We start from the raw sequence: 7,339 nt of genomic DNA, 5'->3' as shown, positions 1-7,339 counted from the left end.
CTTTTGATTCTGCACGACTTTCACAATATTCTTTTTGAACTTAGAGGCAGCCTACGTAGGTAATTGCGACGGTTTATACAAAGTAGCAAAAAATATAGAGGAATATATGAAAAAAATAACAATAATACTGATTCTATTAAATCTTCAATGCGCAGATAGCGAAAGGCAGAATTGCAGAGAAAATTTGGATTCTATTGAATTTCAGAAAATTATGGCTTTAAGTTTACTGGAACCATTTCCCGAAACTACAGATCAAGAAAATGAAAGCCGCAAAAACTTTGGTCAAATTAACTTTGTTTACACTCAAATCAAAGCGGACGAGAGAAAGCGCAAATGCGATAATAACTTTTTTTAAAAATCTTTTCTCCAGAAGCCAATGATTTTGATTAATTGCCTAATCACATACCAGGACATTCAAAAATGCAAAAAAGAACCTACAGCATGGCCAATACCGGATGTTATGCTTGATTGAAATTTGATAGCTTTGTTGTGTTATGCGAGATGTCCCAAATCTATGTCACTTGGTTTGGTTACCAGTTTAATTGTAATTTATGAAATAAGCCATATAGATTCAGTGATTCATGCTTGATTTTTTCTTAAGTTGAAGTATTCTGTTCTTATGGAAAATGAGTTAGAACATCTGAAAAACCAGATCATTTCTCTCGTAAATCCATTAAAAATTATCCTTTTTGGATCAAGAGCAACTCTCACTGCTTGCAAAAATAGTGATTATGATCTTTTAATCATTATGCCTGATGGAACAAATAAAAGGGAAATTGCACAGTATATTTATAAGAAAGTAGATAATATTAAAATTTCCTTTGATCTTGTAGTGGCAACTCCAGAAACTCTCAAAAAATATTCAAATAGTAGACATTTAATTTATTTTTATGCCCTTCAAGATGGTTTAGAACTATATGCTGCATAATGACCCAAGTTCACCAGAAACTTGGCTTATTCATGCAAAAAGTGATTTAGCCCTGGCAAAACTTGGGGATAAAAATGATATTTTACTCAATCAGCTCTGTTTTCATGCCCAACAAGTTGCAGAAAAATCTCTAAAAGCTGTCTTGATAAAAGAAAATGTTGAATTTCTTTTCACTCACAATATTAAAACTCTAATACTTTCTTTGCCAGATCAGATTGAAAAACCTAGTTTCTTTGAGGAACTTGCAATTTTAACAGACTATGCTGTGGCGACTCGATATCCAGGTGATTATGAAGAAATTCTCTATGCTGAATATGCAAAGGCAGCTGAATTAGCGGAACTAGTTTATAATTGGGCTAGTCAATTCATAGAAAAATAATTTTAATTCGTGCTCAACTCTGTTTCACAGAAACCACAACACTCCGCCATCCTGGCTACGTTCGCGCGGGCCCGTCGTCGATCTTTTCCGCATCCATGCGGAAACTGCTCCATCCCCCCTTGATTGCCTTCGGCAACCAACATCGCCTCAGCTTTTTACGAAAGCTTCGCGGGGTCGAAGTCGCTCGGGTTCTATTCGAATCCTTCAATTAGTTGTTAGTTGGGAGTTTTGTTTCGTAGAATCGAAACTTAGTTTGGGCAGGGAAGGATCGCCCACCCTTCACTCCGCCATCCTGGCTCCGTTCGCGCGGGCCCGTCGTCGATCTTTTCCGCATCCATGCGGAAACTGCTCCCTATGGGTCGCAGACGATCTCCTCTATTCGAATCCTTCAATTAGTTGTTAGTTGGGAGTTTTGTTTCGTAGAATCGAAACTTAGTTTGGGCAGGGAAGGATTCGAACCTTCGAAGGTAAAACCAGCAGATTTACAGTCTGCCCTCGTTGGCCACTTGAGTACCTACCCGAAGAAGTTGCATGGAGCCGCCTGAGGGATTTGAACCTCCGACCGGCTGTTTACAAAACAGCTGCTCTACCACTGAGCTAAGGCGGCATGCATATCCAATTTTTGTGAAAAGCGGTTAAGGTCAAATAAAAATTCTTTGAGTGGTGGTGGATTCTTGCAGAATGACCCTAGATGGCACTGTTTTTTGTAAATTCCTTCATGACCCTTTCGATTTTGGGTTTTTATACCGGTTATTTTTTTCGAAAGTCAGCTGTTACAAAACACCGTATCTTCAATGCAATCGGGATTTTATCCAATTTAACTGCTGCTGTTTATCTACTTGCGATCAAATATCTGTTAGGTGGAATATCGGAATTTCAGATTTATCCGACTGCTCCAGAATTTGTCATCCATACCCATCGTTTTTTTGCGGCGATCAGCCTGGTTTTGATGCTTGTGATGGGTTACACTGGTTGGAAAAGAATTCGTAATCTGCATGTAAAATTGCATTACATCTTTTTGCCATTGTACACGATTGTTTATATCTCCGGTCTGTTTTTATTTCAATCAACACCGCATTAAGGAATGTTCATGGAAAAAATTGAAGTCGCAAAGAAATTTGCAAACGATATCCGAATCCAAGTAATCAAAATGGTTACAGCTGCCAATTCAGGCCACCCAGGTGGACCACTTGGACTTGCAGATATCTACGCTGCTCTTTATACTTCCATTTTAAATCATGATCCCAAAAATCCAGAAATGCCAGAAAGAGACCGTCTGATCCTATCTAACGGACACGTATGCGCAGTTCGTTATGCTGCTATGGGACTGTCTGGTTACTTCCCAGTGGACGACCTTCTTACATTCCGCAATATCAATTCATACCTACAAGGCCATCCTTCCACTCGTTATATGAAAGGGATTGAGTCTAGCTCAGGATCTCTTGGACAAGGATTATCTGTATCGGTTGGACTTGCACTTGGTGCGAAGTTAAAAAAAGAGACATATAAAATTTATACATGCATTTCTGATGGTGAATGTGGTGAAGGTATGACTTGGGAAGCAGCACAGTCTGCTGTTCACTTCAAAACAGATAACCTCATCGCCTTTATGGATCGTAACTACATCCAAATCGATGGGAACACAGAAGAAGTCATGAAGTTAGAACCATTGGATAAGAAGTTTGAGATGTTTGGTTGGAATGTAATCAATGCAGACGGACATAATATGGAAGAAATTTTTTCTGCATTTGCCAAAGCAAAAGAGCATACAAGTGGACCAACACTCATCGTCTTTAGAACCATTTTAGGTAAAGGTGTTTCTTATATGGAAAATAATCCGAAGTGGCATGGTACTCCACCAAATAAAGAACAAGAAGCACAAGCTCTTGCAGAATTAGCATAAAGTTTTTGTTTCGATTGACTTTTGTAATTTTATCACGATAGTTTTTGCATGGGACAAAACTCTTTTCCTGATTTTTACCCGGATGATATCACCCGTCTCTTGTATGATTGGGAAATTGCCCCAGCAGAAAAAAAACGTTTCCTCTTAAAACTCATTGCTTCTCGTATCCCTTGGCAAATCCAATTGGAATCTGCATTGGATGAAGTGAAGGATCCTTACCTTCGTGTCCAAGCTCGTAATCTAAAATCAGAAATATTACGCCATCGACTACGCCATTCTTTCTTCAAACTCACGTTACGTGGGAATACAAATCACTATAAAGATTTGGAAGAGATGGTGGTTCAACTTTCGAGCATTGGTTTCCCTGATCAAAATTATGCAGAAATCAAACAGGAGTTGGATCGTATCGCCCTTCGTATTTCTGAGTTATACGATGATCATTCTGGGTATCTAACAGACGAATTAAAAGTACAAATCCTTTGCCAAGTGATGTTCCAAGAAGAAGGATTTGTTGGGAACATCCAAAACTATAATGATCCAGGGAATTCTTATTTATTCCAAGTGATCAAAAGTCGATTGGGAATTCCAATTTCATTGTCGGTTGTGTATCTACTTGTTGCGCAACGTCTTGGTTTGCCATTGTATGGAACTAACCTTCCACTCCATTTTCTTTTACAATATGAATCCGAAGGGTATTTTACTTATATCGATCCATTCCATGGTGGCGTTTTATTAGATAAATTCACATGTGAAAAATTTTTGGAGGCAAATGGATATTCCAATTCTCCTAAGTATTTCACCAAAGCATCCACACTTTCTATGATCAAACGGATGTGTCGCAATTTACTCCATATCTATCGTGATAACCAGTCCAAGGAAATGGAACATACGATTAAGGATCATCTTCAGATTCTCGAAAGTCGATCCACACATGTGGACAACGGATGAATTCAAAATTTAAGATCCAAACTATATTATCTCAATTTGATAAAAATTTAGATAATATCATCTCCGAAGACATCCCCATCCTTAAAAAAATCAAAAAACAAGTCATTACTTCGGGAGGAAAAAGGATTCGTCCTTTTGCCCATTATCTATTTTGTCAATTCTTAAATGTAAAGGGTGTTAGTTGGCTTGATGTAGGAAGTGTTGCAGAGCTTATCCATGCTGCCAGTTTGTTACATGATGACGTGGTTGACAATGCTCCCATTCGCCGTGGAAAACCAACGATTGGTGCTAGTTTCGGTAATAAAACAGCAATCCTTGCAGGGGATTATCTATTGGCATGTGGGATTAGCCGACTCAACACACTTGGCAATCCTGAGCTTATGGAAATTTTTTCGCAAGTGTTAAGAGACCTTTCTGTGAGTGAACTATTGCAGATGGAGTGGGAAAAAAATCCAAACATCACATTAAAAATCTACGATCAAATCATTTATGGGAAAACCGCTTCCTTGTTTGGTGTTTGTACAGAGTCGGCGGCAATATTGGCAAACCAATCGAAAGAAAAACGAAAGGAATTTCGCCAATTCGGAGTTAGGTTGGGAAAATTGTTCCAGAAAAAAGACGATTGTTTGGACTATTTTGTCGATTCAAAAGCAAGTGGGAAAGAATTCCTAAAAGATTTCAAAAATGGCTTATATACCTATCCTGTTTTGGTCTTACGTTCAAAACTCAGTTTACTTGAAAAAAGAAAACTGAACCAAATGTTTCAGAAAGACACTCGTACTTCTAGTGACGAAACGATGATTTTAGATTTAATGAACGCTAAACAAATCCCTACGATACTGCACAAAGAATTGGAAAAAGAAAAAAACGAATTACTCGTTTTCCTAAATCAATTTCCAAAGTCAAAGGAACGTGAGCTCTTTATTGAACAACTTGGCCGACTCACGTAACTTTAATACTTTTATATATTTAGATTCATTCTGTAGCATGTGGGTCGATGAGTTCGATCGCTGGTAACAAAATCGAAAAACAAGTCCTACCTGGTTCTGACTCCACTGAAATTTTTCCGAAATGTTTTTCTATGATGGATTTTGAGATCCCAAGCCCCATCCCTGTGCCTTCCCCTTGTTGTTTTGTGGTAAAAAATGGTTCAAATATCTTTTTCTGAATTTCGATAGGGATTCCTGCTCCGTTATCAATGACTTTCACTTCTACATATTTTCCATTTTTTTCTGTTGAGATGGTAAGGTTTCCTTTTTGTTTCATGGCTTCCAATGCATTTAGGATTAAGTTTGTCCAAACACGCATTAGGTCCTCTGGCCAACCAAGAATTGTCGCATCGGTTAAAAACGTTTTTTTTAAGGAAACTTTACTTCGCATTCTGTATTGATAGATGGTAATTACGGTCTCTATGTTCTCGAGTAGGGTAAATATTTTCCTGTGTTCGGAATGCGTGACTCTCGAAAAGTTTTTGAGTGCGAGAATGATTTTAGAAGAACGATCCACTGCAATTTGGATGATGGACAAGTGAAGGCGAAAGTTTTTTTCCTCAAGGATCAAATCCGTGAGTTTTTCTTTTCCAATTTGTAATAATACAATTTCCTCTTCGTTTAATTTTGTGATCCCTACATCTAAAAATTTTTCCAAAGTTGCTTCGTCATATTCCAATCCATTACTTTTTAGAATGTTTTTCAATTCTGCTTTTTTTTCTTTTCGTTCTGTATAACTTGCCACAAGTCCAAAGTCTGATTGGTGTTGGAACATTCGTGTCAGTGTTTGGATTTTATTTGTGTCGAGTGAGGAATAGATATTTTCCTTAGAACCTAATTGATTGGTTTCATTTTGTTTGGATTCCATCAAAGTTTCGATGGACGCTTTTATGGCGCTCAGTGGGTTATTGATTTCATGTGCAACACCTGCGACAAGTTTTCCTAACTCTGTCATTTTTTCAGAGAGAGCCAGTTGGTTTTCTGTTTGGCTTAATTGTAAAATTGTGTTTTCTAGTTTTTCTTTTTGGAGTTGGAGTTCTTTTGTTCGTTCCGAAACCATAAATTCCAATTCTTCGTTAACCTTTGTGACAGTTTGTTCCTTCAATATTCGTGTTTGGATTTGGAATTTGGAAACAACAATCGTAAAAATTGTCATTTGGATCGCGGCTCCAATTTCATTGGCAGAACTCAAAAAAGGAAACGATGGCAAAAATCCAGTATTTGTAAAAATTAATAATAGGGTGCTGATCTGCCTTACGAAAAATGCAAAAAATAAAACCTTGGCATGTTCTTCTTTTTTGAACAAACTATAGATCGAGTATCCAAAAGTAAAAGTGGATAACATCAAACTATTGGTATATATAAATCGAAAAAACAATTGAAGGTCAATCAATACAATGAAGATGGAAACTAACAAAATGTAAATATAGATGATGAGGTATTTGTCAAAGTTAGGATACAACTTCTTTGTATGAAGGAATTCACGTAAAAATAGAATGAGGCCAATCGGGCTTAGTGCCAAGAGTCCTGGTACATACCGAAAAAACCATGTTAGGTTACTAAATTCATATTCATAAAATAAACCAGACCTAAGTAAGTTGGTAAACAAAACAGTTAAGATTGCAATGGTTAGATAAAGAGAAATTTTTTCCCGTAACAAAGCATACTGGATCGCCGTAAAGAGAGCCAAAAGTAAACAGAGGCCTAAATAAAGTCCCTGCCACAAAGACAATGCCTTCGTGTATTGGAAAAGTTCCGATTCTTTGCGAATCCGAAAATTAATCCGATGCGTATCATCCGATCGGATCCTAAATTGATACGTTCCTTTTTCTTTAGCGGGGATTAAAAAACCACCGGTATAAGAAACGATGGGATTTTTTTTTCGAAGTAGACCGGAAGGATAGGCTTTTACAAGAGTTCCTTCATTGTATAAGGCAAAATCAAATTCTGAAAACATTCCATTTTCAAAATGGAAATACCGTTCTCCATCTTCTGGAAGAGTGATTTGGTAGTAGTGGCTCTCTTTGGTAAAACCAAAGTAGTAGAGTTCCTGACTTTCTGCGTTTTGCTCGTTGGATACGTTTGGGTTTGTGCCTAAATGTTTTAGGAATGGTTCCCCTTCTGCATAAAGCAAAAAGGGAAAAAGAAGGAATGCTAAGCTACGTCGCAAAGAGGGAAACGAATTGAATCAC

General features: G+C 37.5%; 8 protein-coding genes and 2 tRNA genes. 7 read left to right on the top strand and 3 right to left on the bottom strand.

The genetic code is table 11. The annotated features are described in order from the left end of the window. The first annotated feature begins 106 nt into the window (after positions 1-106). From EHQ62_RS16845 to EHQ62_RS16835, 3 genes are all read left to right on the top strand, one after another. The gene (locus EHQ62_RS16845; protein ID WP_135644950.1) at positions 107-355 is read left to right on the top strand and encodes a hypothetical protein; all 249 of its coding nucleotides are present in this window, start codon (positions 107-109) and stop codon (positions 353-355) included. A 264-nt stretch (positions 356-619) separates the two neighbouring features. Beyond that, on the top strand, positions 620-928 hold the full coding sequence (locus EHQ62_RS16840) for a nucleotidyltransferase domain-containing protein (protein WP_135634331.1): 309 nt from the start codon (positions 620-622) through the stop codon (positions 926-928). After that, complete coding sequence (locus EHQ62_RS16835) at positions 918-1,307, top strand: HEPN domain-containing protein (protein ID WP_135644948.1); 390 nt, start codon at positions 918-920, stop codon at positions 1,305-1,307. The genes EHQ62_RS16840 and EHQ62_RS16835 overlap by 11 nt, the downstream gene beginning before the upstream one ends. Positions 1,308-1,745: 438 nt before the next feature. Here the strand turns inward: EHQ62_RS16835 and EHQ62_RS16830 are convergent. Then, a tRNA-Tyr gene (locus tag EHQ62_RS16830) sits at positions 1,746-1,827 on the bottom strand. Positions 1,828-1,839: 12 nt separating this feature from the next. Next, a tRNA-Thr gene (locus tag EHQ62_RS16825) sits at positions 1,840-1,914 on the bottom strand. A gap of 84 nt (positions 1,915-1,998) precedes the next feature. Between EHQ62_RS16825 and EHQ62_RS16820 the strand changes: the two genes are divergently transcribed. From EHQ62_RS16820 to EHQ62_RS16805, 4 genes are read left to right on the top strand one after another with little or no spacing between them, the layout of a single operon-like run. Further along, a complete protein-coding gene (locus EHQ62_RS16820) occupies positions 1,999-2,388 on the top strand; it encodes a hypothetical protein (RefSeq protein ID WP_135644946.1) in 390 nt (129 codons plus the stop codon). Between the two features lie 9 nt (positions 2,389-2,397). Then, on the top strand, positions 2,398-3,210 hold the full coding sequence (locus EHQ62_RS16815) for a transketolase (RefSeq protein ID WP_135644944.1): 813 nt from the start codon (positions 2,398-2,400) through the stop codon (positions 3,208-3,210). 48 nt (positions 3,211-3,258) lie between these two features. Further along, on the top strand, positions 3,259-4,158 hold the full coding sequence (locus tag EHQ62_RS16810; RefSeq protein WP_135644942.1) for a transglutaminase-like domain-containing protein: 900 nt from the start codon (positions 3,259-3,261) through the stop codon (positions 4,156-4,158). Beyond that, on the top strand, positions 4,155-5,108 hold the full coding sequence (locus EHQ62_RS16805; RefSeq protein ID WP_135644940.1) for a polyprenyl synthetase family protein: 954 nt from the start codon (positions 4,155-4,157) through the stop codon (positions 5,106-5,108). Before EHQ62_RS16810 ends, EHQ62_RS16805 begins: the two co-directional genes overlap by 4 nt. Positions 5,109-5,133: 25 nt before the next feature. On the opposite strand, the gene EHQ62_RS16800 is transcribed toward EHQ62_RS16805, so the two are convergent. Then, positions 5,134-7,317, bottom strand: coding sequence for an ATP-binding protein (locus tag EHQ62_RS16800; RefSeq protein WP_135644938.1), 2,184 nt, complete (start codon positions 7,315-7,317; stop codon positions 5,134-5,136). Positions 7,318-7,339: the final 22 nt, after the last annotated feature.

Origin of the sequence: Leptospira jelokensis (genome assembly GCF_004769635.1) — a bacterium.
In the GTDB taxonomy this organism is placed as follows: Bacteria; Spirochaetota; Leptospiria; order Leptospirales; family Leptospiraceae; genus Leptospira_A; species Leptospira_A jelokensis.
The sequence above is the reverse complement of the archived record's forward strand: the minus strand, read 5'-3'. Positions and strand labels throughout refer to the sequence as shown.

Excerpts from the sequence above, each read along its gene's own strand:
- EHQ62_RS16845 (WP_135644950.1), top strand. The coding sequence starts at position 107 with ATGAAAAAAATAACAATAATACTGATTCTATTAAATCTTCAATGCGCA.
- EHQ62_RS16820 (WP_135644946.1), top strand. The coding sequence starts at position 1,999 with ATGGCACTGTTTTTTGTAAATTCCTTCATGACCCTTTCGATTTTGGGT.
- EHQ62_RS16810 (WP_135644942.1), top strand. The coding sequence starts at position 3,259 with ATGGGACAAAACTCTTTTCCTGATTTTTACCCGGATGATATCACCCGT.
- EHQ62_RS16815 (WP_135644944.1), top strand. The coding sequence starts at position 2,398 with ATGGAAAAAATTGAAGTCGCAAAGAAATTTGCAAACGATATCCGAATC.
- EHQ62_RS16835 (WP_135644948.1), top strand. The coding sequence starts at position 918 with ATGCTGCATAATGACCCAAGTTCACCAGAAACTTGGCTTATTCATGCA.
- EHQ62_RS16840 (WP_135634331.1), top strand. The coding sequence starts at position 620 with ATGGAAAATGAGTTAGAACATCTGAAAAACCAGATCATTTCTCTCGTA.
- EHQ62_RS16805 (WP_135644940.1), top strand. The coding sequence starts at position 4,155 with ATGAATTCAAAATTTAAGATCCAAACTATATTATCTCAATTTGATAAA.